General features: G+C 59.5%; 24 protein-coding genes. 14 read left to right on the plus strand and 10 right to left on the minus strand.

All coding sequences use genetic code 11. The annotated features are described in order from the left end of the window. The first annotated feature begins 101 nt into the window (after nt 1-101). On the plus strand, nt 102-1,340 hold the full coding sequence (locus tag PVE98_RS05300) for an Nramp family divalent metal transporter (RefSeq protein ID WP_096073576.1): 1,239 nt from the start codon (nt 102-104) through the stop codon (nt 1,338-1,340). Nucleotides 1,341-1,476: 136 nt separating this feature from the next. Further along, nucleotides 1,477-2,058 (plus strand): NAD(P)H-dependent oxidoreductase, encoded by a 582-nt coding sequence (locus tag PVE98_RS05305; RefSeq protein ID WP_096073575.1) that lies wholly within the window; start codon nt 1,477-1,479, stop codon nt 2,056-2,058. 54 nt (nt 2,059-2,112) lie between these two features. Here PVE98_RS05305 and PVE98_RS05310 read toward each other — a convergent pair whose 3' ends face one another. Together PVE98_RS05310 and mgrA are read right to left on the minus strand one after the other, a co-directional pair. Then, nucleotides 2,113-2,469: a DUF2502 domain-containing protein gene (locus PVE98_RS05310; protein WP_033753650.1), complete on the minus strand. Its 357-nt coding sequence runs from the start codon at nt 2,467-2,469 to the stop codon at nt 2,113-2,115. Nucleotides 2,470-2,640: 171 nt separating this feature from the next. Then, nucleotides 2,641-3,630: an L-glyceraldehyde 3-phosphate reductase gene (mgrA, locus tag PVE98_RS05315; RefSeq protein ID WP_096073574.1), complete on the minus strand. Its 990-nt coding sequence runs from the start codon at nt 3,628-3,630 to the stop codon at nt 2,641-2,643. Between the two features lie 215 nt (nt 3,631-3,845). On the opposite strand from mgrA, the gene PVE98_RS05320 reads away from it, so the two are divergent. Continuing rightward, nucleotides 3,846-5,498: a thiamine pyrophosphate-binding protein gene (locus tag PVE98_RS05320; protein WP_096073573.1), complete on the plus strand. Its 1,653-nt coding sequence runs from the start codon at nt 3,846-3,848 to the stop codon at nt 5,496-5,498. A gap of 157 nt (nt 5,499-5,655) precedes the next feature. Continuing rightward, a complete protein-coding gene (glk, locus tag PVE98_RS05325) occupies nt 5,656-6,621 on the plus strand; it encodes a glucokinase (RefSeq protein ID WP_096073572.1) in 966 nt (321 codons plus the stop codon). Between the two features lie 184 nt (nt 6,622-6,805). Here glk and PVE98_RS05330 read toward each other — a convergent pair whose 3' ends face one another. Beyond that, a complete protein-coding gene (locus tag PVE98_RS05330; protein ID WP_096073571.1) occupies nt 6,806-7,531 on the minus strand; it encodes a LytTR family DNA-binding domain-containing protein in 726 nt (241 codons plus the stop codon). Further along, nucleotides 7,528-9,219 carry a sensor histidine kinase gene (locus PVE98_RS05335; RefSeq protein WP_096073570.1) on the minus strand — a complete coding sequence of 564 codons (1,692 nt, stop codon included), beginning with the start codon at nt 9,217-9,219 and terminating at the stop codon, nt 7,528-7,530. Before PVE98_RS05335 ends, PVE98_RS05330 begins: the two co-directional genes overlap by 4 nt. A gap of 260 nt (nt 9,220-9,479) precedes the next feature. Between PVE98_RS05335 and PVE98_RS05340 the strand changes: the two genes are divergently transcribed. Next, nucleotides 9,480-10,004 (plus strand): GNAT family N-acetyltransferase, encoded by a 525-nt coding sequence (locus tag PVE98_RS05340; protein WP_313620570.1) that lies wholly within the window; start codon nt 9,480-9,482, stop codon nt 10,002-10,004. A 118-nt stretch (nt 10,005-10,122) separates the two neighbouring features. Beyond that, the gene (alaC, locus tag PVE98_RS05345) at nt 10,123-11,358 is read left to right on the plus strand and encodes an alanine transaminase (protein ID WP_033753634.1); all 1,236 of its coding nucleotides are present in this window, start codon (nt 10,123-10,125) and stop codon (nt 11,356-11,358) included. 40 nt (nt 11,359-11,398) lie between these two features. On the opposite strand, the gene ypdK is transcribed toward alaC, so the two are convergent. From ypdK to PVE98_RS05360, 3 genes are all read right to left on the minus strand, one after another. Continuing rightward, nucleotides 11,399-11,470, minus strand: coding sequence for a membrane protein YpdK (gene ypdK / locus PVE98_RS05350; protein WP_102990980.1), 72 nt, complete (start codon nt 11,468-11,470; stop codon nt 11,399-11,401). Between the two features lie 199 nt (nt 11,471-11,669). After that, nucleotides 11,670-12,698, minus strand: a complete 1,029-nt coding sequence (locus PVE98_RS05355) for an HlyD family secretion protein (protein ID WP_096073568.1) — start codon at nt 12,696-12,698, stop codon at nt 11,670-11,672. A gap of 4 nt (nt 12,699-12,702) precedes the next feature. Next, nucleotides 12,703-14,310 (minus strand): MFS transporter, encoded by a 1,608-nt coding sequence (locus PVE98_RS05360; RefSeq protein WP_096073567.1) that lies wholly within the window; start codon nt 14,308-14,310, stop codon nt 12,703-12,705. A gap of 146 nt (nt 14,311-14,456) precedes the next feature. On the opposite strand from PVE98_RS05360, the gene PVE98_RS05365 reads away from it, so the two are divergent. From PVE98_RS05365 to PVE98_RS05380, 4 genes are all read left to right on the plus strand, one after another. Next, on the plus strand, nt 14,457-15,242 hold the full coding sequence (locus tag PVE98_RS05365; RefSeq protein ID WP_033753624.1) for an IclR family transcriptional regulator: 786 nt from the start codon (nt 14,457-14,459) through the stop codon (nt 15,240-15,242). Nucleotides 15,243-15,248: 6 nt separating this feature from the next. Beyond that, nucleotides 15,249-15,701 carry a universal stress protein gene (locus PVE98_RS05370; RefSeq protein ID WP_033753620.1) on the plus strand — a complete coding sequence of 151 codons (453 nt, stop codon included), beginning with the start codon at nt 15,249-15,251 and terminating at the stop codon, nt 15,699-15,701. A 10-nt stretch (nt 15,702-15,711) separates the two neighbouring features. Beyond that, nucleotides 15,712-16,515, plus strand: a complete 804-nt coding sequence (locus tag PVE98_RS05375) for a hypothetical protein (protein WP_096073565.1) — start codon at nt 15,712-15,714, stop codon at nt 16,513-16,515. Between the two features lie 254 nt (nt 16,516-16,769). Then, nucleotides 16,770-17,051, plus strand: coding sequence for a membrane lipoprotein lipid attachment site-containing protein (locus PVE98_RS05380; RefSeq protein ID WP_033753614.1), 282 nt, complete (start codon nt 16,770-16,772; stop codon nt 17,049-17,051). An 81-nt stretch (nt 17,052-17,132) separates the two neighbouring features. Here PVE98_RS05380 and PVE98_RS05385 read toward each other — a convergent pair whose 3' ends face one another. After that, complete coding sequence (locus PVE98_RS05385) at nt 17,133-17,261, minus strand: hypothetical protein (RefSeq protein WP_255351578.1); 129 nt, start codon at nt 17,259-17,261, stop codon at nt 17,133-17,135. Nucleotides 17,262-17,524: 263 nt separating this feature from the next. On the opposite strand from PVE98_RS05385, the gene PVE98_RS05390 reads away from it, so the two are divergent. Continuing rightward, complete coding sequence (locus tag PVE98_RS05390; RefSeq protein WP_096073564.1) at nt 17,525-18,400, plus strand: SMP-30/gluconolactonase/LRE family protein; 876 nt, start codon at nt 17,525-17,527, stop codon at nt 18,398-18,400. Nucleotides 18,401-18,458: 58 nt separating this feature from the next. On the opposite strand, the gene PVE98_RS05395 is transcribed toward PVE98_RS05390, so the two are convergent. Then, nucleotides 18,459-19,679 carry an MFS transporter gene (locus tag PVE98_RS05395; RefSeq protein ID WP_096073563.1) on the minus strand — a complete coding sequence of 407 codons (1,221 nt, stop codon included), beginning with the start codon at nt 19,677-19,679 and terminating at the stop codon, nt 18,459-18,461. A 275-nt stretch (nt 19,680-19,954) separates the two neighbouring features. Between PVE98_RS05395 and PVE98_RS05400 the strand changes: the two genes are divergently transcribed. Further along, a complete protein-coding gene (locus PVE98_RS05400; protein WP_033753607.1) occupies nt 19,955-20,191 on the plus strand; it encodes a hypothetical protein in 237 nt (78 codons plus the stop codon). A 36-nt stretch (nt 20,192-20,227) separates the two neighbouring features. Here the strand turns inward: PVE98_RS05400 and PVE98_RS05405 are convergent, their stop codons facing one another. Further along, the gene (locus PVE98_RS05405) at nt 20,228-21,127 is read right to left on the minus strand and encodes a DMT family transporter (RefSeq protein WP_096073562.1); all 900 of its coding nucleotides are present in this window, start codon (nt 21,125-21,127) and stop codon (nt 20,228-20,230) included. 202 nt (nt 21,128-21,329) lie between these two features. Here PVE98_RS05405 and PVE98_RS05410 point away from each other — a divergent pair, with 202 nt between their 5' ends. Both PVE98_RS05410 and PVE98_RS05415 read left to right on the plus strand, forming a co-directional pair. Continuing rightward, nucleotides 21,330-22,181 carry a helix-turn-helix domain-containing protein gene (locus PVE98_RS05410; protein WP_096073926.1) on the plus strand — a complete coding sequence of 284 codons (852 nt, stop codon included), beginning with the start codon at nt 21,330-21,332 and terminating at the stop codon, nt 22,179-22,181. Between the two features lie 569 nt (nt 22,182-22,750). Continuing rightward, nucleotides 22,751-24,196, plus strand: coding sequence for a carbohydrate porin (locus tag PVE98_RS05415; protein WP_096073561.1), 1,446 nt, complete (start codon nt 22,751-22,753; stop codon nt 24,194-24,196). The last annotated feature ends 28 nt before the right edge of the window (nt 24,197-24,224 follow it).

The following is a 24,224-nucleotide window of genomic DNA, read 5'->3' on the forward strand; positions in this document are numbered from 1 at the left end:
TATAGCATCATCTATCACAACGATAACGATAACCTCATTTCACTTGCCGCGATCAGGCCATAAGCTGCCATGGTTAAACGCGTTCAGACAGGTAGAGAAATATGTTTGAGAGCCGTACCGCCGAGCGCGCCGCTCGCGGAGCCCGAAAAATCAAGCTCGCGCTGCTGGGGCCGGCCTTTATCGCCGCCATCGGCTATATCGATCCAGGCAACTTCGCCACCAATATTCAGGCGGGCGCAGCCTATGGCTATAAGCTGCTGTGGGTGGTGGTCTGGGCCAATATCATGGCGATGGTCATACAGCTGATGTCCGCCAAGCTCGGTATCGCCACCGGTAAAAATCTGGCTGAGCATATTCGCGATCGCTTTCCGCGTCCGGCGGTCTGGTTCTACTGGGTGCAGGCGGAAATCATCGCCATGGCGACCGATCTGGCGGAATTTATCGGCGCGGCGCTCGGCTTTAAGCTGCTGCTCGGCATTTCGCTGCTGCAGGGCGCGGTGCTGACCGGCGTGGCAACCTTTCTGATCCTGATGCTGCAAAGCCGCGGCCAAAAGCCGCTGGAGCTGGTGATCGGCAGCCTGCTGCTGTTTGTGGCGGCGGCCTATATCGTCGAGCTCTTCTTTTCCCAGCCGAAGGTCAGCGAGCTGGTGACCGGCATGGCGCTGCCGTCATTGCCCACTTCCGAGGCGGTCTTCCTGGCGGCCGGCGTACTGGGCGCGACCATTATGCCGCACGTCATCTATCTTCACTCGGCGCTGACGCAGGGCGGCGAAAGCGGCAACAAAAGCCAGCGCTACTCCTCCACCAAGCTGGATGTGGCCATCGCCATGACCATCGCCGGTTTTGTTAATCTGGCGATGATGGCGACCGCCGCCGCCGCGTTCCACTTCAGCGGCCACAGCGGCATCGCCGAACTGGATCAGGCCTATCTGACGCTGACGCCGCTGCTTGGCCATGCGGCGGCGACGGTATTCGGCCTGAGCCTGGTCGCAGCGGGCCTCTCCTCTACCGTGGTAGGCACCCTGGCCGGTCAGGTCGTGATGCAGGGCTTTATCCGCTTTCATATTCCGCTCTGGGTACGCCGTCTGGTCACTATGCTGCCCTCGTTTATTGTGATTATGGCGGGCTGGGATCCGACGCGCATTCTGGTTATGAGCCAGGTGCTGCTGAGCTTCGGTATCGCGCTGGCGCTGGTGCCGCTGCTCTCCTTTACCGGCAATCGCGAGATTATGGGCGAGATGGTCAATTCGCGCCTGATGCAGAACGCCGGCCGCGCCATCGTGGTGCTGGTGGTGGCGCTCAACGCCTATTTGCTGATTGGCGAAATCCTCGGCCTGTAAAGGCTGCTGAAAACTGGCCCGATCTATCCCGGGCCAGCTTCGTTTTTAACCTCCCGTGCCGCCGCCCTAACAGCCCGCCTTAACTCATCTACTCTCGATATGCAGCCGTTTTCTCTTCTCTTACAGGAGTCAGGATATGCATGCACTGGTAGTGGTCGCCCATCCCGATCAAGATTCTTTTACCCACGCCGTCGCGCGAACGCTAACCCGCGAGATTTGCGCGCCGCATACGTTTGAAATCGCCGACCTGATAGCTGAGGGCTTCGACCCGCGCTACGCCGCCGCCGATCTGGCGCTGTTTCGCAGCGAGGGCGCGCCGCCTGCCGATGTGCTGGCCGAGCAAAAACGCATCGACGGCGCCGATGCGCTGGTGCTGGTTTATCCCGTTTACTGGTGGTCATTTCCCGGCGTGCTGAAAGGCTGGATCGATCGCGTCTTTACCCACGGCTGGGCATATGAAGAGACGCCCGACGGCAAAATCGCTAAAAAAATGGGCCGTCTGAAGGTGCACCTGCTGGGAATCGGCGGGGCGAATCTGCGCACCTATGCGCGGCGCGGCTATTATGCCGCGATGCGCACGCAGATCGACGAGGGCATTTTTGACTATGTCGGCGCAGCGGTGAAAACGTCGGAGCTGATCTTGCTGCCTGACGCCGACTCGCCGGAGGCACATCTGAAAACGGCGCGGCAAATCGGACAACGGCTGTTCGCGGAGTAAAGGCCGCTTTGCGCGCGGTATCGCGCAGCGGCCTTTAGCAGTGCCGCCGCGTCATCAGTGATGGTGGTGGTCGTGACGATCGTGACGATCGTGGCGGTCGTGATGGCGCTGCGCTTCACGCCAGTGGTGGCGACGTTCGCGTTCATGCCAGCGTCGCTCGCGCTCCCACTGCTGATGACGGCGCCACTCTTCATGGCGCCACCAGCGATGGTTGTTGTACTGATAGCGGTCGTTCCACCAGCGCGGCTCGCGCCAGCGGCCGCCGTCCCAGTAATAGCCGCGGCGATCCTGGTCTCCCAGATGCAGCGTTACGCCCGGCGCCAGACTGATAGAGGCGCCGTCAGCCTGAGCGCTGTGGATCGCCAGAGGCGACAGGCAGGTCAGCAAAGCAGCAAAAATAGCAAATTTCATCTTATTCTCCTTATCAGCGACAGCGCCGCTGCGATGCAGGCGTGAAGCCCGCGCATTGCTTGTGTGGCAAGTTGAGTGTCGCTGACAATTGTGAGGAAAATCGGAAGAAAAAGGGGATTGAGATAATTCTGTTCGCCGAAATACCCGGCGCGGCGGCCGGGCGGGCAAGGATTAGAGCAACACGCCTTCGATAGCGGAGAGCTCGGCGATGGTAAAGTGGCGATTGGCCAGCATCTCCACCGCGTCGTCGATTTGCGCGGTTTTGCTGGCGCCGATCAGCACAGAGGTGACGCGCGCGTCGCGCAGCGTCCACGCCAGCGCCATCTGCGCCAGCTTCTGGCCGCGCTGCTGCGCAATCTCATTCAGCTTGCGCACTTTCTCCATCTTCTCGTCGGTAAGCTGATCTTCACGCAGGAACTTGCTGCCGCTCGCCACGCGCGAATCGTCGGGAATACCCTGCAGATAGCGGTCGGTCAGCACGCCGCCCGCCAGCGGAGAGAAGGCGATGCAGCCGACGCCGTTGTCGCCAAGCGTTTCCAGCAGGCCGTTTTCCGGGCCGCGTTCAAACATCGAATAGCGCGGCTGATGGATCAGGCAGGGCGTGCCGAGATCGCGCAGGATGGCAATCGCTTCCGCCGCGCGATCCGCCGGATAGTTAGAAATAGCGGCATAGAGCGCTTTACCCTGGCGCACCACCTGATCCAGCGCGCGCATGGTCTCTTCCAGCGGCGTTTCCGGATCCGGACGATGGTGATAGAAGATGTCCACATACTCCAGCCCCATGCGCTTCAGGCTCTGATCGAGGCTGGAGATAAGGTATTTCCGCGAGCCCCAGTCGCCGTACGGGCCGTCCCACATGGTGTAGCCCGCTTTGGTGGAGATCACCAGCTCGTCGCGAAAGGCGCGAAAGTCTTCGCGCAGGATGCGGCCGAAGTTCTCTTCCGCCGAGCCCGGCGGCGGGCCGTAGTTGTTGGCCAGGTCAAAATGGGTAATGCCGCGATCGAACGCGTGGCGCAGCAGCTCGCGGCTGTTGTCGACGCGCGTGTTGTCGCCAAAGTTGTGCCACAGGCCAAGCGAAATTGCGGGCAGCTTTAGCCCGCTGCGGCCGCTGCGGCGATATTCCATCTGCTGATAACGACCGGGATGCGGAAGGTAGGTCATACGGCTTTCCTGTCAAAGGGAAGAATTTTCAAGCGCAAGGATAGCAGTGTATGCGTTTACACACAGTCACAATGGATCGCAGATCGCATACTTACAGAATAATCCCCCATCGTAACGCCGGGTTGCCACTTTTTGTTCAGTCGATTGCGCTGCTTACTCGCCGCTTTGGCAGCATAGCGGATACTCAAACCAGACACTGGTGAAAGGAGTGGCATATGCAACGCTTTACCGTAGGAGATTATCTGCTGGCGCGCCTTCAGGAGATCGGCGTCGGTCATCTGTTTGGCGTGCCGGGCGACTATAACCTGCAGTTTCTCGATCGCGTGATCGCCCATCGGGATATCGGCTGGGTCGGCTGCGCCAACGAACTCAACGCGGCCTATGCGGCGGACGGCTATGCGCGCTGTCGCGGCGCGGCGGCGTTGCTGACCACCTTCGGCGTCGGCGAACTGAGCGCCATCAACGGCACGGCCGGCAGTTTCGCCGAATATCTGCCGGTGATCCATATTGTGGGCGCGCCCGCAAGCGGGGCGCAAAAGCGTGGCGACTGCGTGCACCATACACTGGGCGACGGCGACTTCCGTCACTTTCTGCGCATGGCGGGCGAGGTCAGCACAGCGACGGCGCAGCTCAGCCCGGGCAACGCCACGGCGGAAATCGATCGGGTGCTGGCCACGGCGATGCGCGAACAGCGTCCGGGCTACCTGATGCTGGCGGTCGATGTCGCGGAGGCCGAGGTGGCGCCGCCCGCCGCGCCGCTCGACGCCGCGCCGGGCTCCAGCGAACAGGCGCGCCAGGCGTTTCGCGCCGCCGCCGAACGGCTGCTGCAACCGGCGCGGCGGGTGGCGCTGCTGGCTGATTTTCTCGCCGCGCGCTGGCGGCAACAGGCGGCGCTGGCCCGGCTGCGTCGGCTGCGCGCCGTTCCCTGCGCCACGCTGCTGATGGGCAAAGGCGTGCTGGACGAGCGCCAGCCGGGCTACGTCGGCACTTACGCCGCTGCGGGCAGCGAGCCCGGCATCTGCGAGCTGATTGAGCAGACCGATGTAACAATCTGCGTCGGCGTGCGCTTCACCGATACTCTGACGGCGGGCTTTACCCAAAATTTTACCGCCTCGCAGCTGATCGATCTGCAGCCTTTCGCCGCCAGCGTTGCCGGGGAGCGCTTCGGGCCGCTCAACATGGCGGATGCGCTAAGCGAGCTGGAGGCGCTGTTCGCGCGCTACGGCGCGGGCTGGGCGCTGGCGCCGCAGGTGCAGCCGGTCGAGACGGCAGACGCGCGCGACAATATCAGCCAGAGCGCTTTCTGGCAGGCGATGCAGCGCTTTCTCCAGCCAGGCGACATTATTCTCGCCGATCAGGGCACCGCCGCATTCGGCGCGGCGGCGCTGCGCTTGCCCAGCGGGGCGCAGCTGGTGGTGCAGCCGCTCTGGGGCTCCATTGGCTATACTCTACCGGCAGCCTTCGGCGCGCAGACCGCCGCGCCCGCGCAGCGGGTGATCCTGATTACCGGCGACGGCTCGGCGCAGCTGACTATTCAGGAGCTGGGATCGATGCTGCGCGACGGGCAAACGCCGATTATTTTCCTGTTGAACAATGAGGGCTATACGGTGGAGCGCGCCATCCACGGCGCAACGCAGCGTTATAATGATATCGCGCAGTGGAACTGGACCGCGCTGCCGCAGGCGCTTTGTCTGCATGGACAGGCGCAGAGCTGGCGCGTCACCGAATGTGTGCAACTGGATGAGGTAATGGCGCGTCTGCAGGCGCCCGACTACCTGACGCTGGTCGAGGTCGTGATGCCAAAAGACGATCTGCCGCCGCTGTTGCATAAAGTGACGGCTTGCCTCGCGCAACGCAACGGAGGGTAAGATTCGGAGTGTTGCCGCTGTCAAGCGGCTTGCCGGACGGGTAGGCTGTGCTCACCACCTTCAACGCTCGTCTTTTGTCGCGGCGAGCGTTGTTGTTTTACCGGCAGACTTTTATAGTGTCCTGCATCTTAGGGACCCCAAGCGGAGCAACAAAAGAATGACAACTTATGCCCTGGTCGGCGACGTCGGCGGCACCAACGCCCGACTCGCCCTGTGTGAGGTGGAAACCGGCAGCATCTCCCAGGCCCAAACATTCTCAACTTCAGATTATGACAGCCTCGAAGCCGTCATCCGCCACTATCTTGGCGAGCAGCTGCAAAACGTTAAAGACGGCTGCATCGCCATTGCTTGTCCTATCACGGAAGACTGGGTCGAAATGACCAACCATGACTGGGCTTTTTCCACCAGCAAAATGAAAGCCAGCCTTGGCTTCGATCATTTTGAAATCATTAACGACTTCACCGCCGTTTCCATGGCGATCCCGATGCTGAAGGCTGAGCATGTGATTCAGTTCGGCGGCGGCGAGCCGGTGAAGGATAAGCCTATCGCGATTTACGGCGCGGGCACCGGCCTGGGCGTCAGCCATCTGGTGCACGTCGACCGTCGCTGGGTCAGCCTGCCAGGCGAGGGCGGCCACGTTGACTTCGCCGCCAACAGCGATGAAGAAGATTTGATTCTGGAAGTGCTGCGCGCCGAGCTGGGCCACGTTTCCGCAGAGCGCGTGCTTTCCGGCGCCGGTCTGGTGAACCTCTACCGCGCTATCGTGAAGGCGGATAACCGCGTGCCGGAAAACCTCAAGCCGAAGGATGTCTCTGAACGCGCGCTCGCCGATAGCTGCACCGACTGCCGTCGCGCGCTGTCGCTGTTCTGCGTGATTATGGGACGTTTTGGCGGCAATCTGGCGCTGAATCTCGGCACCTTCGGCGGCGTCTATATCGCCGGCGGCATCGTGCCGCGCTTCCTGGAGTTCTTTAAGGCTTCCGGCTTCCGCGCCGCCTTTGAGGATAAAGGGCGCTTCCGCGACTACGTTTCCCGCATTCCGGTCTATATGATCACCCACGATCAGCCTGGCCTGTTGGGCGCTGGCGCGCATCTGCGGCAGACGCTGGGGCGTATTCTGTAGTTCCTTTCAAAAACGGCCCTCGGGCCGTTTTTTTATGCTGGCGCAGGTGATATGAAGCGATCGCAAAGTCGCTCAAGGCATCCTTGCTCGCTCGGCCCGCGACGTCCCTGTCGCGGGACGCTTTGCTCTCCGCTTCATATCACCTGCTGGCTGGCATTAATGCGTGCTGGCGCGAACTGTTTTTCTACAGGCGCATCAGCTCACGAAAGCGTTTTACTTTGCTGCGGCTGACCGGCACCTGAAACGCCAGATCGCGCAGTTTCAGCAGGTAGGTATTGTTAAACCAGGGTTCGATCTCAGAGATTTTGCTCAGGTTCACGCAGTAAGAGCGATGACAGCGGAAAAAGCGCTGCTCCGGCAAACGGGCGCAGAATTCGCTGATGCTCATCGACATCACATAGGCTTCGCGCCGCGTATAGACGAACGTCAGCTTCTCATGCGCCTCCACGTAATAGATATCGTCAATGTCGGTCACGATAATGCGCTCATCCTTCACCAGATTCACCGTCTGCGGGCCCTGGTCGACCGGCGTCTGAGCGACGCTCTGCTGCTGTCCTACCGCTTCCAGCTTGTTAAGCATGGTGACGATGCGCGCTTCGTGATAGGGCTTGAGAATATAGTCAAAGGCTTCCAGCTCGAAAGCCTCAACCGCATGATCTTTCCAGGCGGTGATAAACACAATCAGCGGCCGCTGCGCGAACTGGTGAATATTTTGCGCCAGCAGCATGCCGTCCAGCGACGGGATATTGATATCGAGAAAAATGACGTCGACCCGATGCTGCTGCAAATATTTCAGCACCTCCAGGCCGTCGTCGAAACAGGCCTCGATCTCAATCTTGCTGTGCTGCTGGATCATCCAGCTCAGTTCCTGCTGCGCCAGAAATTCGTCTTCGACAATAATGGCTTTCATTGCACGCTCTCCGCGACGGCAAGCGGCGATTCGGTTAGCAACTCTCCGTTTTTGCTCAGGGTAAAGGCGATTTCGGTGCCGGGCTGCAGCCGGGTAATGTCGAGCCCCTGACCGGTCAGCAGTTTGACGCGGTGATGCACATTCAGCAGGCCGATCTTATTGCCCGGCATCTCATTATTCGCCACGCGACGCATCACTTCGTCGCTGATGCCCGGCCCGGTGTCGCGCACGGCGATACGCACCCGATCGCCGCAGGCCTTAACGCTCAGCGTCACCACGCCTTTGCCGCGGCAGGGCTGAATGCCGTGCACGATGGCGTTCTCCACCAGCGGCTGGATCAGCAGGCTAGGCAATGAGAAGTGCAGATCGTCGTCAACGTCGTAGATCATCGTCAGCTTGTCGCCAAAACGCGCCTGTTCGATGGCGATATAATCTTTTACCTGCCACAGCTCGCGTTTGATATCGATCGTCTCGTCGTCGTTAAGCTCAAGGTTGTAGCGCAGATAGCGGGAAAGGTTAATCACCAGCTGGCGCGCCGTATCGGGATTAAGGCGGATAGAGGAGTTGATGGCGTTCAGCGCGTTAAACAGAAAATGGGGATTGATTTTACTCTGCAGGGCGCGCAGTTCCGCTTTATTCGCCATTTCGCGCAGCTGCTCGGCGCGCGACACCTCCAGCTGGGTCGAGATCAGCTGCGACAGGCCGATCGCCATCTCTTTCAGCGAGCCGGTAATGCGGTGCGCGCGGCGATAGTAAATCTTCAGGGTGCCGGTAACTTTGCCTTGCTCGCGCAGCGGAATAACGATCATCGAATGAATATCCCTGGTGCGATGCGCCTCATCGTTGTTCTTAATGATGATTTTTCCGCTGGCCATCGCCTGCGCGGTGGTGGGGCTAATGCCGTCGTCGCCGTTCTGGTAGTTCTGCTCGCCGTAGCCGACGTAGGCGAGAATATGGGTCTTGTTGGTAATGGCGACGGCGTCGGCGTTGATATCGTCACAGATAATGGTGCAGATGCGGCGCAGCGAGTCGCTGTTGACGTCACGAAACAGCGGCAGGGTTTTATTGGCTATCTCTAGCGCCAGCTTGGCCTGTCGCGCCGCAATCGCCTCTTTTTCGCCTTCGACGCTCTGCACCAGCAGCACAATCAGGCCGATGCTCGACGCGCCGAGGATCATCGGCAGCGCAATCTCCGACACAATCGCCAGGCCAAGCGACATCGGCTTCGCCCACAGCACGATCAGCAGCATGGTGAGGCTTTCGCACAGCATGCCGCCGATGATGCCGACGCGCCAGCGCTGCGCTTTGGGCACGCGGCGGTTAATGGCGCCGGCCACGCAGCCCGCAATAATGCTGGTGATCAGGCAAGGTACCGAGGTGACGCCGTGAATGTCGATCAGAAAACGGTGCAGCCCGGCGATCGCGCCGGTGACGATGCCGACCCAGGGGCCAAACAGGATGCCGCCGGCCATCACCGCGATCACCCGCACGTTCAGCAGCGAGCCGTCGACGTGAATGCCCGACCAGGTGCTGAAAAGCGCGAACAGCGAAAAAATGGCGATAACGGCGGCTTTTTCCAGCGGCGCATGTTCATCTTTTTGCAGCAGCTGGCGGAAAAGCCGGGTGCGGGTCAGGAAGAAGAGGCAGATCAGCATCAGGGCGGCGCGGTCAAACACCGCTAACAGCATATCGAAGTGAGAGAGCACAGCCAGCCTTCAGGTCATAACAGAGAGAGGCCTATGATAAAAAATGTGATCGCGATGCGCCAGTCTGCAAAAAGAGTGAGCGCTTCCTTCATGTTATGGATCAATTTTCATGGCTGAAATGGTAAAAAGGGGAAACCTGAGTAGTAAAACAGGGAAGGTTTTTCATGCGCCGCTGGCGAGTGAGCCGATAGTGTTTTTTTATTCAGACAGCCGTTATGGCTATCTGCACCGGGAGCCATTTCATGCAGTTAATCACGCCGCGTCTTACCCTCACCACCCTTAAGCCCGAAGACTGGCTGCTGTTCCGTGCCGTGCATGAAGACGCGGCCACCATGACCTGGGTCAGCGAAATTCCTGACGAGGCGGATTTGCGCCAGCGCTTCAACGAACGCCTCGCGCCCTGGCAGGTCAGCAGTTTTCATATGCTCTGCGTGGTGGCGCGCCTGCGCGACAGCGGCGAGCCGATCGGCCTGTTCGGCTGCAGCCCGGAATGGCAGCCTTACCGTCAGGCGGAGGTCGGCTATATGCTGCTGCACCGGTTCTGCGGCCAGGGGTACGGCAGCGAAGCGCTGGCCGGACTGAGCGACTTTCTGCTGAAAGCGGGTTTCCATAAGCTCAAGGCGATGGTGGTAGAAGGAAATGTGGCGTCGCGGCGTATTCTGGAGAAGAATGGCTATGTGCTTGAGGGGACCTTGCGGGGTAATTATCTGCTAAATGGCGAATGGGTGAACGATTGGGTGTTTGGGCGTCTGAATCCCGCAGATTGAAAAAATTTTATTCTCCTCTCGACAAGCGCGCGATCGCCGCGTTAAGGTCTTTTTTCGGTCACGGTTGTGACCTGCGTCGCTCGGACGGTCCGGGCGCTTACGTATTCAAGAGGACATTATGGCTGACAACAGCACACCCCGTCGTTTCTCGCGTATCGATCGCCTTCCCCCCTATGTATTTAACATTACCGCTGAGTTGAAGATGGCTGCGCGTCGGCGCGGCGAAGATATCATCGACCTCTCGATGGGGAATCCTGACGGCCCTACGCCGCCGCATATCGTGGAAAAACTTTGCCAGGTGGCGCAGCGTGAAGACACGCACGGCTACTCAACCTCGCGCGGCATTCCTCGCCTGCGCCGCGCCATTTCGCGCTGGTACGCCGAGCGCTATCAGGTAGAGATCGATCCTGAATCCGAAGCTATTGTCACTATCGGATCGAAAGAGGGGCTGGCGCACCTGATGCTGGCGACGCTCGATCACGGCGATACGGTGCTGGTGCCGAATCCCAGCTATCCCATTCATATCTACGGCGCGGTGATCGCCGGCGCGCAGGTGCGTTCGGTGCCGCTGGTGGCGGGCGTCGATTTCTTCGCCGAGCTGGAGCGGGCGATCCGTGAAAGCTATCCGAAGCCGAAAATGATGATCCTCGGCTTTCCGTCGAACCCCACCGCGCAGTGCGTCGAGCTGGACTTTTTCGAACGGGTTATCGCGCTGGCGAAACAGTATAACGTGCTGGTGGTGCACGATCTCGCCTACGCCGATATCGTTTACGACGGCTGGAAAGCGCCTTCGATTATGCAGGTGCCCGGCGCGCGCGACGTGGCGGTAGAGTTTTTCACGCTGTCAAAAAGCTACAACATGGCGGGCTGGCGCATCGGTTTTATGGTGGGCAACAAAGAGCTGGTCGCCGCGCTGGCGCGCATCAAAAGCTATCACGACTATGGCACCTTTACGCCGCTGCAGGTGGCGGCCATCGCCGCGCTGGAGGGCGATCAGCAGTGCGTGCGCGACATCGCCGAGCAGTACAAGCGTCGCCGCGACGTGCTGGTAAAAGGGCTGCATGAGGCGGGCTGGATGGTGGATAACCCCAAAGCCTCGATGTACGTCTGGGCGAAAATTCCCGATCGCTACGCCGCGCTCGGCTCGCTGGAGTTCGCCAAAAAGCTGCTGCAGGAGGCGAAGGTGTGCGTGTCGCCGGGCGTCGGCTTCGGCGACTATGGCGATACCCATGTGCGCTTCGCGCTGATAGAGAACAGCGATCGCATTCGGCAGGCGGTGCGGGGCATTAAAGCGATGTTTCGCGCGGACGGTATTTTGCCGGGCAGCGTAAAAGCGGTAGAAGAAGCAGAGTAAAGCAAAGCGGGGCGACAGCTCTGTCGCCCCCTGGCTGGCGCTACAGCATCAGCACAAATGTGCCGAGCCAAAGCAGCGCAAAGAAAGAGATTCCCATCAAGGCGTATTTCACAGACAACTCCTCTGAGCGGTTACGACGATAGCGATCCCAGGCCAGCGCAACGCGAACAGAATGAGAAAAACGCATCAGGCCATCATCGACTCAGGCATTTTCTCAGGTCGTTCCGAGTAACTCAGAACAGGATCGAACGCTAATTTACGCGTAATTGATCCTAAAATAAATAGCACCAGTGTGAGAGGTTCATCACGTTTTACTCGACTTCAATCTCCGGGATCGCCGACATACCAACCCGCAGCTGCGACAGGTCAGGCTGGTCCGTATCCAGCACGATTTTAACCGGAAGGCGCTGGACGACCTTAGTATAGTTACCTGTCGCATTATCGGGCGAAATTGCCGAAAAGGTCGCGCCAGTCGCGGGCGCGATGCTGTCGACATGGCCGGTGAAACGCTTGCCCGGCAGCGCATCGACGGCGATCTGCACCCGCTGCCCCTGGCGCACGTCGCTGAGCTGCGTCTCCAGGAAGTTCGCCGTGATATAGGTCTGCTGCAGCGGCACTACCGCCAGCAGCCGCGTCCCGGCGGAAACGTAGGCGCCGACGCGCGCCGCGCGCTGGCCCACCATGCCGTCCACCGGCGCGACGATGCGTGTATAGGAGAGGTTCAAACGCGCCTGATCCACGCTCGCCTGCGCCGCCGCCACGTCCGCGCGCGCCTGACGCACTGCCGCCTGCAGTACGCCTGTCTCTTTCATCGCGGAAGCCACCGCCGCCTGGCTCTGACGCACCGTCGCCGCGGCGGAGCGCTGGGTCGAGCTGGCCTTCTGCTGGTCGTCGGCGGCGATAATGCCGCTTTTATACAGGCGGTTATAGCGATCGGCGTTCTGACCGGCATACTGCGCGGTCGCCTGGCTGGCCGCCAGGGTCGCTTTTGACTGCTCGATGGCCGACTGCTGCTGCTCCAGCTGCGCCTGGCTGCTGAGCAGTTTCGCCTCGCTGACCTGCAGATCCGCCTCGGCGCTCTCCAGCGCCACGCGATAATCGCGATCGTCCAGCGTCGCCAGCACGTCGCCCGCTTTCACCTGCTGGTTATCCTGCACCTTCACCTCGGCGATATAGCCTGACACTTTCGGCGCCACCAGCGTGTAGTCGGCGTTGACGTAAGCGTCGTTGGTGCGGTGATCGTTGCCGGTCAGGGTAGACCAGATAAAAAACGCGATGGCCAGCAGAACCAGCAACAACAGGCTCAGCAGCACGGTTTTTCTCATTACTAAAGCACGCATAATCTTATTTTCTCGATGTCGAAGAGGCAGGTTGAATCAGGGTTTGCGGCGGCCAGACGCGCTTAGGCAGCCAGGCCGTCAGCAGTAATAGCAGCACGGCGAAGGCGATCAGCAGCAGCCAGCTGTCGCTCAGACCGAGCACGGTGGCCTGATGGCGCACCAGCGTGGCGAAGCCGCTCAGGTTCTCGCTGCTGCTGACGCTGCCGTCCATTAGCAGCGGATGGCTGGCGCTGGCGTCGGCGCTGCTCGGCGCGCTCATCAGCCAGGGACGGCTGGCGGCCTGGTCCAGCAAAATGTTGGAGTGGATCTTCTCGCGGTGGCTAAGGAAAACCTCCACCAGCACCGAGGCCGCGACGCTGGAGAAGCCGCGCACGGTGTTAAACATCGCCGAGGCGAAGGGGCCTTCCGGCGGCGCCACCACGCTGGTGGCGCTCATCAGAATCGGCAGGATCACCATCGGCTGCCCGAACGCCTGCAACATTTGCAGCGTCCAGAAGTTCTGGCGCGCCCAGTCGCTGGTGATCTGCGCGCCGAGCAGGCAGGCGGTAATCAGCAGCGCGACGCCCGCTGCCAGCACCCAGCGGCAGTCGATCCAGCGGATATTCAGCAGCGCGGCGACCAGCGGCGCGATCAGCAGCTGCGGCAGGCCGACGGTTAACGCCAGCGGCGCGAACTGCAGGGTGCGAAAGCCCTCAACCTGAGCGAAATAGGCGGAGGGCAGCGCCGAGCCGGAGAGCGAGACGATCAGCACGGTCGCCAGCGCCAGCAGGCCGTGCGTCAGATTGCGGCGCGACAGCATCTGCAGCCGAAACAGCGGCAGCGGGTGAAACCATTCGTTGATCAGAAACACCAGCAACAGCGGCGCGGCGGCCAGCAGCATGGCGGCGATCAGCGGCGACTCGAACCAGTCCAGCCGTTCGCCCTGGGTGAGGGCCAGCACCAGCAGCGCCATGCCGCTGCATCCGGTAAGCATGCCGAACAGGTCGATCTGCTTAAAGCGCTCGAGGCGCAGCGGATCCTGCGGCAGACCCCAGCCGAACAGCAGCATGGCGATCAGCATCAGCGGCACCACCTGCCAGAAGACAAACATCCAGCTGACGTCGTCCGTCCAGAACGCCGCCAGCGAGGCGGCCATATTGGGGCCGAAGGTGGCCGTGAGCGCATAGCCGCCCAGCCCGTAGAGCTTAAGCGGCGGCGGCAGAAAGCGCAGCGCCACTGTCATCAGCATCGGCGGCAGCGCGCCGCCGAACAGCCCTTGCAGCACGCGCAGGGCGATAAAGCAGCCGGGCGAAGGCGCCAGCGGCAGCAGAATGCCGCACAGCATAAAGCCGGTCGATACCGTTAGCGAAAAGCGGCGCAGCGAGAAGGTAACGGCAAACCAGGGCGCAATCATCATCGCCGCCACTTCGGCGGCCTGATAGGCCGAGACGATCCAGCTGCCCTGGTCGTAGCTGACGCCGATGGCGGCGCGAATATCCGCCAGCGCGATATCGGTGACGCGGTCGTTAAGGCCTGAGGTCAAGGCGGCGATAAGCACGCCGACCAGGCCCAGCGCCAGGCGAAGCGTAAAGGGGGGCGGCGTCGGCGCAGCAGCAGCAGGCTGAGCGTTCATAGCAGGTTTCTCATTATTGTGATGCAGTGTATTGCGATGTGATACAGGCTGCGATTTTACATTTCGATATGCTGTATTGCAATGTGGTACATGCTGTAAATCGTGCCTTTTTCGCGGTAGAGTAGGGCAGCTGAAAAGGACGACTCATGGCAAAACTTCCATCCAGTCGCGAGGATGAAAAATCGGGCGGTATCCAGGTGATCGCCCGCGCGGCAAAAATTCTTAACGCGCTGGGAGAGCACCCCGGCGGCATGAGCCTGGGCGAAATCGCGCAGGCGGTGGATCTGCCGCGCTCTACGGTGCAGCGCATCGTCGCCGCGCTCGATAACGCCCAGCTGGTGCGCAGCAGCGGCGCAGGCGGGTTGCGGCTTGGTCCGGCGCTGCTGAAACTGATCTCCAGCGTGCATACCGACGTCGTCGATCTGGTGCGACCCAAGCTGGAAGCGCTCTGCGCGGCGACCAATGAAACGGTTTCGCTGTCGCGCGCCAGCGGCACGCAGCTGACTATCATTCACCACGTGGTGGCGTCGCGCGAACTGCGCGTGGTGCCGCGCATGGGGCTGAACCTGCCGCTCTACAGCACCTCCGGCGGCCGCGCGCTGCTGGCGCTGGAGTGCGATGACGACGTGCGCCTGATGGTGGGCGAAGCCTACCGCGAGCTAACGGATAAAACCGTCAAAACGCTGCCGCAGCTGATGGCGCTGATTCATGAGGTGCGTAAAACCGGCATCTCCTACGATCGCGGCGAAACCCTTGAAGGTATCTCCACCATGGCGGTGGCGCTGGACACGCTGTTCGGCCGTTTCTCTGTCTCTCTGCTGGTGCCCACGTCGCGTTTTCAGAAAAACGAAGCGGCATATCGCGAAGAGATGCTCAGATGCAAAGAGGCGCTGATACGCGAAATCGGCAAAACTGCCGCTGTTGAAGGATAAACTCTGATGAAAACACTGCTGATGGCTGTTGATAATTCGCCGGTTGCCCAGAAGGTGATCGCCACGGCGATAGAGGAAGCGCTGGCGCACAAGGCGCAGGTTGTGGTGCTCTGCTGTGTCGATCCCGCGTACTCCTCCTGCAACCAGCCGATTGATATTACCGCCGGCGAAGATCCGGAAGATTTCGCCATGGCGCAGGATGAGCAGAACACCGCCGAGCTGGTGGTGCGTCACGCGCTGGCGCCGCTGCTGCGCGCCGGAGTTGACGCGCGCGGGCTGATCGTCGCGGGCGAAGCGGCGGATACCATCGTCGCTCAGTCACACCAGCTTAACGCGCAGATGATCATTATGGGACGGCGTCATCTCTCCTCTTTTAACCGTCTGCTAAAGGGCTCGGTGAGCGCGGCGGTGATCGAGCGCGCCCACTGCCCGGTATTAATCGACGTTCGTAAGGATTGAGCAACTTCGCATGACCTCGCTGTGGATCGTCACGCTGGCCGCCTTCGCGCTGCTGGCGCTTATCATCGTCGTTCTGATTAAAACCACCCGGCTGCGCGCCTGGCAGGGCGTCGTACTCTTCCTGCTGCCGCTGCTGCTGGCGAACCTGCTCTGGTTCAGCTGGCTGAAGCCGCAGCAGCAGCGCGCCGCGCAGCAGCAGGCGGCGATCGACTATCTGGCGCAAACGCCAGGCTACCGCGTGCTGCAAACGCAGGAGCCGGCGCTGTGGCAGCTGCTGGTGCAGGAGCTTCAGCTCAAGCTGCGTCTCGGCGAAACGCCGCAGCAGGCGACAGGCGAGCTGCGCGGCTGGCTGGCCGACCTGATTAATCAGCGGCTGATGCGCGCGCCGGATGCGGCCGTGGTCAACTATATCCGCGCCTCGGTCAATGCGATGCAGGCGCTGGGCCAGCGCGATCCGCAGCTCTGCTTCCGCTTTCTTTATCCGCAGGTGAGCGGCGGGGTGAATCTGGTGAAAACGCTGTCGCCGGCGCTTAACGCGCAGGACGCGGCGGCGATGGAACAGCTCTTGCTGTCGAGTCGCGGCGCCGATTTGCCGGTGGATCAGCCACAGGCGCAGCAGGATCTGCAGCGCATCGTGGCGACGCTCTATAAGAAGTGGGGCGACAAGCTGCAGCAGCTCAATATGCCTGCCGACACCGCGGTCGATCGCTCCTCTATGTGCGCGATGTCTGTCGATCTCTACAGCGCCATCCTCGCATTGCCGGACAAACACGCTGCGAACCTGTTGCGTAGAATGGTGGCTCTCTCTGGCTGACAGGCGAAAAAAAGCCCGCTTAGCGCGGGCTTAAAACCAATCTGAATGTCTTCTTGGGCATAACCTGGTGTGGTGCAGACGCTGTTTTGTCTGAGGGCATCTTCTCACCCTTTTAGCGATAGAGATAACCGTTTGGTAATATCACTTTAATCGGTGAAAACTTACATTTGTGGCGTCAGGTTGGGCAGTTTTCCGATAGCCGGCGCCAGCGCTGCGGCTTAAACTGCCGCAGCAACGAGAGGAAGAAAGAAAAAATGAAATCAATTATCGTCGGCGCGACGGCGCTGTTATTGCTGACCGGCTGTAGCGTCAGCAAACCTGGGGGCTTTGAACGCGTAGATGAAGATCCGAGCGCAAATACGGTGCAGTACCGTTACGATCCGCAGAAATTAAATCGAGATGCGATGGAGCTGGATCTGGCGGATTATTGCGGCAAGAAAGGATTTGATAAGGTGGAAGCGCTAACCCCGCAGGAGAGTCATATTCCTGGGCTGAAAACCAGCTGGTTTCAGTGTAACTACGCGCTGAAAAGCTAATCGAGTTAAATAGTAAAATGGGCGGGTAATATCCCGCCCTTTTTTTATTTTATTATTTTATGCTGTGTGAAATCTTTGCCCTTAGCGGTGATGATGCCAGCCATGCCCGCCGCCGTGATGCCAGCCGCCGCCATGACCTCTGTCGATAATGCACCCGCTCAGCATAGAGATAACGGCAAAAACGGTGGCAACTTTAACGATTTTTTTCACAGAAAGTTCTCCTCTTTTCCGATAGGTACGACATTACGCCGGAATAGTGGAGTGATGATGCAGTGAATGTAGAGTTATTTAGAGAGATATTACGGGATATTTCAGAGACATGTCTGAGTAGAGAGGGATTAAATAAGCCTATCGGAACCGGCTGAATAAAAACGATTATCGGCAAGATAATTCTGAAAAGCAAGCGCGGCGTTTTTACCCGCTGGAGCGAATTCAGACTAAAGTATGCTGATGCGAAATAAAAAGGAGCGATGATGAAGCCTGAAGTAAAAAATGTACTGGCGTTGCAGGCGGAGCTGGCCGAGTGCCCCACCTGGTCGGCGCGCGAACAGGTGCTGTGGTGCGTGGATATCCTGGCGCCTGCCATTCACCGCTTCGATCCGCGCAGCGGCGTGCTGGAGAGCTTTCCGCAGCAGGAAGAGGTCGGCTGTATCGGCCTGCGCGAGCAGGGCGGAGTGATTGCGGCGCTGCGCAGCGGCGTCTGGCTGCTGGATGAGCAGGGCAGACCGCAGCGTAAAATTGCCGATAACCCAGGCGAGGCGGCGAAAAGCCGCTTTAACGACGGGCGCGTCGATCCCTGGGGCAATTTCTGGTGCGGCAGCCTGTGGGAGCCGCAGGATAAGAACGGCGCGCTGCTGTGCCGCGTAACGCCGTCGCTGGAGCTGGAGGTGAAAGCGCGCGACATCAAGATATCCAACGGCGTCGCCTTTTCGCCCGATCGCCGCTGGATGTACCACAGCGATACGCCGAACGAAGTGCTCTATCGCTATCCGCTCGATGCGAACGGCGAGCCGGGCGCGCGGGAGATCTTCCGCCAGTTCGACGCCGCAGGCGGCTTGCCGGACGGCGCGGCGGTCGACAGCGAAGGCTTTTACTGGTCGGCGCAGTTCGACGGCGGACGCATCGTGCGTATCGATCCCGTCAGCGCGCAAATTGTTGATGAGATTGCGCTGCCGGTGCGCTGGCCGACCATGGTCGCCTTTGGCGGCCCCGACCTGAAAACGCTCTATATCACCAGCTCGCGCGAGGATCGCACCGAAGAAGAGCTGGCGCGCTATCCGCAGTCAGGGGATATTCTGGCGGTAGAGGTGGAGGTAGCGGGTATTGCGGAGCCGCTGTTTCCGGAATAACGCGCAGGTCATCACTTAACGCATAAAGGCGCGGGCGCCATGGCGCCCGCGCTGCTGCTCAGCTCCGCTGCAGCATCTGCTCTGCCAGCGGTTCGCGCTGCGGCAGGCGAATCATCAGCGACAGCAGCAGCGACATCACCAGCAGCGTCATAATCAGGCTGAAGGTAACGGTAAAGCCGCCGAACAGTGAGGCGATCAGCGAGCCGAGCACGCTGCCGATGCCGAAGCCCAGATAAAGCAGCCCGTAGTTTTTCGTCAGGTTATTGAGGCCGAAGAAATCGCTGACCAGCGACGGGAAGACGGTAATGGTGCCGCCGAAGCTGAAGGCGACGCAGGCGAGCGAAACAAAAAAGGTGGTCTCATTCATGCGGGTAAACAGCAGAATACTCATGCCCGCCAGCGAAATGATCTGCGCCAGTGAGATCACCCGAATACGCGCCATTTTGTCGGAGAGCACGCCGAGCACCAGACGACCGCTCAGGTTGGCGATGGCGATCACCGTCACCGCATTGGCTGCGGTTTGCGCGCTGAGATGCACAAGGCCTTCGCCGATATCTTTCGCCACGCCGATCACATAGAGTCCGCTCATGCAGGCGGTCAAAAACATCAGCGCCAGCATCCAGTACTGCGGCAGACGCACCGCCTGCGCCAGCGTATAGTCGCGCGCCTGCTGCGCGCTTTGACCCGTCGCGCGCTGAACCGGCGCGTCACGCATCAGCAGCGCGCCGAGAATAATCATCCCCATGGCCGCCAGGCCCCAGATAATAAAGGTCTGCTCCAGGCCGACCGCGCCCAGCAGCGCGCCGCAGATAAATTTAAAGCCCAGGCTGCCGAGGCCGTACGCGCCGATGGCGCAGGCGGAGATCACGCCCTTGCGCTCGGGGAACCACTTCACGCAGTTCGACAGGGTCATCAGATAACCCGCGCCGTCCGCCAGCCCGACCATCACGCCAGCGCTGAGATAGAGCATCATCAGATTGTCGGCATGGGCTGTCAGCCAGAAGCCGGCCGCCATCAGCAGACCCGCGCCGATAGCGACGCGCCGTACGCCGAATCGCTCCTGCAGCTTGCCCGCCAGCGACGAGGCGACCGCCAGCCCAAGGCTCAGCAGTCCGAACGCGAAAGCAACCTGGCTTACCGTCGCGTCGAGTTTTGTCGCCAGCTGCCCGTTGAACAGGCTCCAGGTATAGACCGAACCTAGCGCAAACTGGGTAATGACCGTGCCGACCAGGGTAAGCCAGCGGGTGCGTTGGTAGGATGATGACATTGTCTGATTCATAATTTTCTCTCCCGTCCGGGGATCTGGACACTAACGCCAGATTAAAACGGGGCTACGCGCGCGCGACGAGAAAAAGCATGAACGGGATGAAACGCGTCATGAAATGCCGCTGTCAGGGTATGAACGGCAGCGAATCCGCTTCGCTAAAGTATGAACAACTCAGCAATCTGATAATGATTGGTTACCTGACGTAACCAGATATGTCTCTGAAGCGCTTTCGCAAGCAAAGCGGCAGAATATTTGCCAGGCTTAAAGCTCACTTTACAGGAGGAAATATGAAAGACCGAGCATATGAATCCCTTAGTTGTGAGGACGAAGTCCGCTGCATCATCGGTCAGGCAGTGATTGAACTCAGCGATGAGCAGCAGCCTGTGACCAAATCCACACTGGCATTGAAACTGCTCTCCATGGCCGACCAGGACAATGACGATGAGCGCGTGCTGCTCTACTGGATAGCGCGCAAGGCGATTAACCGACCTCATCGGCTTACCCCTGTGCAGCGCCGGGCATGACGCTCAGCGGGGCGGGCGTTATGCCCGCTCTTTGCTTTATTGCGGCACGCGCCTGCGCCCGCCTGGTAAACGCGCAAACATCACCAGGTTGCCTGCCAGAATCATCGTTAATCCCATAAAGCCTTCCGCATGCCAGTGATATCCTTCATAAAGCGTCGACAGCCCTAATGCCACCAGCGGAAACAGCAGCGTGCTGTAAGCAGCCTGGCTGGCACCGATGCGGCCAACCAGCGTGAAGTAGGCGCCGAAGCCAATCACCGAGCCAAAAATCGCCAGATACGCCACCGCGCCCAGCCACTGCCGGTTCCAGACAGGCTGGAGCGATTCGCCCTGCAGCAGCGTGACCAGCGCCATCGCCAGCGCGCCGTAGAGCATCGCATAGCTGTTGGTCGTCAGCACATCGCGCTGCAGGCGCTGATGGCGCAGGCTGATCATATTGCCCAGCGAAAACCCCAGCGTGCCCAGCGCGCTCAGCCCAATACCCCATAACAGCTGCACAGAAGCTTCGCTGCCGTGCAGATCGCGCCAGAAAAGGGCCACCATTCCGCCGGCGCCGAGTGCGGCAGCCGGCAGCAGCCGCAGGGAAGGGCGCTGCCGGAAGAAGAGCCAGCCGTTGAGCGCGTTGTAGAGCACCGCCATCGAAAAGATCACCGACTCCAGCCCGCTGTTGATCCAGGCAGCCGCGTGGTAAAAGCAGAGAAAATTAAAGCCGAAGACGCAGCAGCCCTGCAGCAGGCAAAAGAGGTGATCGCGCGCCGTCAGCGCTCGCAGGCGCTTAATTGCCCTGAGCGCCGCCAGCATCACCAGCGACGCCACGATAAAGCGCCAGAACACCGCCGCGCCGACGCTGCCGCCGCTGGCCGCCTGTTGGGCGTAAATGGCGATCCAGGTAGTGCCCCAGATCAGCACCACGGAAAGGTATAAAGCGAGATTCATTGCATGCCTCCTTCAAGTCAGGCCGCAGTATTACCGGAAAAGCGGCAGGCGGCTTGCAACCGCTTGCGGCGCACTTGCAAATTCTTGCGCTTTTTTATCCGTCGCGTCGGATAAGACTGTTCTCTTCAGGCGGCTCTTCATACACTGGAAGCCTGTTAGCAGGAGAACGCCCGTGAATGCCCCGACTTACCAGACTTTCGATATGCTGCAACGTCATAAAGCCCAGCTGCGTCACCACGCCCGGCTTAGCGACGGCACGCAGCTGGCGCACTGGTTCAACAGCGGCGATCGGGTGACCAATCTCAGCAACCATCACACCCTCAGCCTCTATATCGCCGACGGCTACGATACCTGGCACAAAACCCCGAACGGCTGGCGTAACGGCGGCGGGCCGGATCGCTTCTGCCTGATGCCCGCCGGCGTCGAATCCACCTGGGATCTGCGTTCCGATCTCTCGTTTGTTCATCTCTACTGCTCCGAAGCGCATCTGCGCCAGCTGGCGGAAGAGACGTGGGATCGCAGTCCGGCGCACCTTCAGCTGCACGAGAAAGTCTTCGCCAGCGACGATCGCATTACCCAGCTCTATCGCCATTTTCTGCTCAGCTGCGACTGGCAGCAGCCCGCGAATCAGCTGATGCTGAGCAGCGCTTCGACCCTGCTGCTGACCCACCTGCTGCAGCGCTACAGCGACGTGCGCTGGCGCGCGCCTCAGACGCGCGGCGGCCTGGCGCCTGCGGTGCTGCGTCGACTGCTCGCCTTTATCGACGCGCATCTCGATCGGCCGCTGACGCTGGCGCAGCTCAGTCATGAAGCGTCGCTAAGCGAGTTTCACTTCGCGCGCATGTTTCGCCATTCGATGGGCGAAGCGCCGCACCAGTACGTCATGCGGCGTCGCATGCAGCGAGCGCAACAGATGCTGGCGGACGCCTCGCTTTCGCTGACTACCATCGCTCTCAGCTGCGGGTTCCATTCTCCCAGTCATTTCAGCAACCGCTTCAGGCAGATCCATGGCGTTTCGCCTTCGGCTTACCGTAACGGCCAGCGGAGCGCATAAAGTGGCGGCCGGCTAAATCGATACCCGAGGGTGATACGCAAAGCGGCAAAGCGCCGGAAATTCCCGAGATATACAAACGATTTTATTTGTCGCCTGTTAAAGGTTCTATTAATAAATGCCGGTATTAATAATCTTGCTAAAATATTTAACAACGCGTTTATTCTTGTAAGTTAAATAATAGTTTTCAAATTCTTCGTTAATCCGCTCACAAATTTTAAATGCTGTTAATTAAGCCGCTTGCAAATGACAGTAGCGATGATAATGTACTTTTGTTCAAAACAGGATTGTCACTGTTTCGGCAGGCAAAACCTGATTTGCGGCGTAAGCTGCGGATCGGTTTTTTTATTTTTGGATAAAGATTTTAATAAAAGACCACGCGACTACGTTGTCGGGTTATCGCTGGCGGCCAGAAGTGAATAATCATCGATTCATCTAATACAAAAAAGTAAAGCGGCCTCAGTGAGTGATACGGGATTGTGACAGCATCATGCGGGCAAAACCCGGGCGAGATATTTGAAAAGAATATCTCGCTCGGGTTTTTTTATTTTCATATCCTGGGGAAAACAAAAATGCACCATAAACGGCTGGTTTTATCGTTATCACTTTTTGCTATTTTTCCTTTTCTCGCCGAGGCGAATAGCACCGCGCTTCAGGACTACGAGGCCGTTGAGGAGCGGCTGGCTAAGCTGGAGGCAGATAATGACAAGCTCAAAGATTTCAATTTCGCAGGCTATTTCCGCGGCGGCTGGGAGAGCGCCGCGAAAGGCACCACCAACGCCACCGTTACGCTGGGCAAAGGCGTGAGCGCCTCCGGTATCAGCTTTGAAAGGCCCAACTGGGCGCAGGGCGCTTTAGGTCGCTACGGCAATGAGTTTTACGGCTGGTACGATCTTATTTTATCCCAGCGCTTTTACAACAAAGATGGCGTCTCTATGAAGGCGGTGGTGCTGCTGGACGGCTCTATCGACCTCGACAGCAGCAATAACAACTTCGCCAGGTCCGACGGCAACGATATCTCTTTCGGCAAAATGTATCTGGAAACCAAAGGGCTGATACCCGGCCATCCTGAAGCCACGTTCTGGGTAGGGCGCAATCAGCTTCCGGCGAAAGAAATCCTGATGTTCGACTGGAAGTACGCCTACACCGCAGAGGGCGGCGGCGCAGGCATCCAGAATTTGCGCATGGGGCCGGGCGCGCTCGATCTCGCGATCGGGCGCAACGACTACAAGGTGTTTAAAACCGACCTGAGCGGCAGTACTTCGGTCGCCACCAATACCGTCCAGATGCGTTACCACGATATCAGGCTGACGCCCGATATCACGCTGGACCTGCTGGGCGATTACGCGATGGCAAACGCCTCCGACAGCCAGAAAAAACGCGCGGCGGCGGGCGAGTTCTTCACGCTAAAAGATGCCTTTATGGCGGGCGCGGCGATCAGGAAAGCCGGGGCAGATAGCGGCTTCAACGAGCTGGTTTTGCAGGTAGCCAGCAACGGTATGGCCACCAATATGAGCCGACTGCACGGCGCCAATCCCTACCTCGGTCACAGCGACAACTACTTTGGCGAGCAGAGCGGCGGCCTTCTCTATCGGGCCGTGACGCAAGGCGAGAATTTTATCGGCGACCATTTTGGCGTTGTTCATGCCATCGCGCTGGGAAAAGCCAGCGATATCGTCGATCCCGAAACCTTTGCGCCGCATTCAGACGTGACTTTTTTCCGCTCGGCCCTTCGTCCCGCCTATATCTGGGAAAATAATAACCAGACCGGCGTCGAACTGGGATATTTCAATCAGAAGAGCAAGCAATTCGGTAAGACGTTAAGCGAGTCGGGCGTTAAAACAACGCTCTTTCATACGATCCGCTTTGAAAAAAGCAGCTTCGGGCTGCTGCCTGAAATTCGCTTTTATGCTACCTGGCTAAAAGCACTGGACAACCAGCTCGATAATGTCGCCTTTGCAGATAATAAAGATGACCAGTGGAAATTCGGTATTTCTGCGAATGTCATCTTTTTCTGAAGAGACGTTTTTTCTGGGAAAACAGGAG

The sequence above is a fragment of the Pantoea sp. GABEPS69 genome (genome assembly GCF_045780835.1).
In the GTDB taxonomy this organism is placed as follows: domain Bacteria; phylum Pseudomonadota; class Gammaproteobacteria; order Enterobacterales; family Enterobacteriaceae; genus Pantoea; species Pantoea septica.